This window comes from Streptomyces sp. NPDC007896, assembly GCF_042959425.1.
Taxonomy (GTDB): Bacteria; Actinomycetota; Actinomycetes; order Streptomycetales; family Streptomycetaceae; genus Streptomyces.
In genome coordinates, this window is the sequence record NZ_JBIBKX010000046.1 from 1 (window position 1) to 2,803 (window position 2,803).

The 2,803-nt window shown below is 67.4% G+C and carries 1 protein-coding gene; it reads right to left on the reverse strand.

Annotated elements, in window-relative coordinates; translation table 11 throughout:
• Positions 1-91: 91 nt before the first annotated feature.
• Positions 92-2,314 (reverse strand): hypothetical protein, encoded by a 2,223-nt coding sequence (locus ACFZDJ_RS54800; RefSeq protein ID WP_391070775.1) that lies wholly within the window; start codon positions 2,312-2,314, stop codon positions 92-94.
• Between the last annotated feature and the right edge of the window lie 489 nt (positions 2,315-2,803).

Sequence of the window (2,803 nt, forward strand, 5' to 3'; positions counted from 1 at the left end):
ACCTGTGTCATCTGGTCGCTGCGGGACCAGCCAGGCTGCCAGGGCCGCCGCCACGATCAGGAATGTGGTTCCGGCGATCAGCCGGCCGCGCCTACTTGGAGTAGAAGACACCAGCGTGCCCACTGCTGAGCGACCCGTTCTTGCCCCAGACCCAGTGCTTGCCGGGCTGGTTTCCGAACGTGATCCTCTGCCTGTGGCTGCTGTCGTAGCCGGTCTTCGCACCGAGAGAGATACCGAAGGCGCTCACCGCGCCGCCGAACTTCACGGAACTGCCGTGAGCAAGCGAAAGGGTGCCACCACCCCCCTGAAGGTAGGCCCGGTTGGCCGACGGGGACTTCTTGAAGTTCGCCGTCCCGTCCTTCGACGACACGTCCTTGCCGACCTTGCCCGCCGCGCCGTCGGCCGGAATGTGGTATCCGCTTGCCTCGATCTTGTACCAGGTGGCGCGCACCGAGCCGGAGCACCAGTGCTGGTACTTCCACTTCTTGTAGAGGATCGGCACCTGGTACTGGTGCGAGTACTTGGACTTGTTGGACCAGCCTACGGTCATGCCGTTACTCTGCGACAGTTCCTTGGACGCACCTATAGTCCAGTTGCCGCTGCTCTTGACCGCGGTGTCAATGCTGCTGGACATCGAGGATTCGTACTCGAACGTTGACTTCGCGTCCCAGTTGGCGTGCGCTTCGCCGACGACCGTGTACTTCGTCGAGCTGTCGATCTGGGTTTTGGTGTCCCAGCAGTTGCCGGAACTCATGGGGACGGTGGGCGGGCGCACCGCTTCGGCGCTGACGTCGTGGCCGTTGACCAGGCACGGGTTGTAGTCGGCGGCGAGGGTGCTGTTGTCGCTCTGCCACATAGGGACCGTGTCCGGGGCCGGAGCCGGGTCGGCTTCGATCTTCGCGGCGAGGGTGCTGCTGTCCGTGGACGCCGCGTAGGTGTCCTGCGTCGTGCCGGACACGGTGTTCGGGGCGAGCAGCGTGCTGTGCCCGTAGTCGTTCTGTCCGGAGACCGTCGCGCTCTGCTGGGCCGTGGTGGTGGAGAGGGTGTCCACGCCGAGCATCGGCGTGCTCGTGGTGGTGGTGACGCCTTGGGCGGTGGCTTGCAGGTTGAGGATGCCGCCGTTGTCGTCCTTGGCCTGCTGCACGTCGGCCGGGAGTGTGCTCGGGAGGGTGATGGACCAGGTGCCGTCAGCTGCGGTCGTCGCCGTGCCGAGGAACGGCACCTGGGTCTCGCCGGTGGCGTCGTCGCCGAGGTCGTTGGCGGTCAGGGTGACTGGAAGGCCCGCGGCGGGCTGCCCGTTGCCCAGGGTGAACTTGCCGGTGACCGTGTTCGACGGGGTCTGGGCGGCCTCCTCGGGTGCGTCGACAGCCTCCGCCCCTCCGGTCTCGTCCGGCGGGGCGGCGAAGTAGGGCTGCACAGAGGGGTCCGGGTCCGCGAGGCACGGTCCGGCGTCCGCCATGATCGTGCCGACGATTCCGGTGCGGACCTCTGGATCGAGCTGAGTCCACGGTCCGGTGGAGTATTTGGCGATCTGACCGGTGGTGTCGGGATCGCTGGTGGTGGTCTGCGTGTTGACGACCCCAGCACCCGGGCTCCAGGCCTGGCTGACGTTGGTCAGACCAGTGGCCACCACGCCCGCGCTCTGAAGGCGTGCAGCGATGGTGCCGATAATCGGGAATTCGGTGTAGCTGTACTGGTTGATGGCGCCCGTGCTGGTGAGCGCGTAGACGGTGGAGTTCACCATCCACACGTTCGTGGCATCGAACAGGGCGGCGGTCGAGGTCGCGGTCTCGGATATCTTGGTGAGGGTGCCGTTGCCCGTCGTCGGAGCGGACTGCTTGTAGACCTCGAGCGAGTCCGCGGCGTTGAGTACGAACACCCGGCTGCCGTTGGTCCAGATCCGCTTGGCGTTCTGCCACGCCAGGCTGTAGGTCTTCACCGGAGTCAGCAGAGCCCCGCCGGTGGCGGTGTTGTCCTTGTAGGACTTGACCTGGCCGCCAGAGGTGGCCTCGTAGATGATGCCGTTGCCGCCGCCGGTGAACACCTTGCTGGTGGTCGGCAGGTTCGCCGTGTAGAGGGTGTCGATCAACGTGTCCGTGGCACCGCTCTGGGGTCCCCAGTCCATGTACTTGTGCAGCACGTGTGGCGCCGCGATGTTGCCGGTGGTGTTCGGCTCCCACACGTACGTCGGTACGGAGGTGAGACAGTCGTCGGCCGCAGCCGGCTGTGCGCCAGCCAGCGGAACCACGACACTCCCGGCAAGGGCAGCGGCGATCATGACCGCGTGCGCGCGGCGGGATATCCGGACTCTCATGGAGTCCCTTTCTGTGGTGCAAGAAGATGGACGCCCAGCAGGGCTCTGACCTGCTGGAACCCCCGGATTTGATCACATGTGAAGAACCTGTGTCACTGAAGTCCTTGCCGAGCCGGATCTCCTGGAGGGCGGATCCGGTAAGGCGGCGACCGTGACACGCAGACAACTTACTGACGGGTATGGGCGGTTGATCGATCGCTCCGGGTGAATGGGCGAGTGCGGCCCGTTACCAGAATGTGTCCCCGGCGTGTGCCCGCCGGAACAGGTCTGCCTGCTCGGCCTGCATCGGCGACAGGACCGGCGCCTGCGACTTCGCGCTGCCCATCGCCGCACTCTGCACAGGAGTTGGTCCCGGGGCACGCCACCTCCCGCGGGGCCCGGCCCCCCGGCCGCCCCCCGCCCCCCCCCCCGCCCCCCCCGCCCGGCCCCGGGGGGGGGGGGGGGGGGGCGGGGGCCGGGGGGGCGCCCGGGGGGCGCCGCCCCGGCGGG

Coding starts and splice junctions, on each gene's coding strand:
- ACFZDJ_RS54800 (WP_391070775.1), bottom strand. CDS start 2,314: ATGAGAGTCCGGATATCCCGCCGCGCGCACGCGGTCATGATCGCCGCT.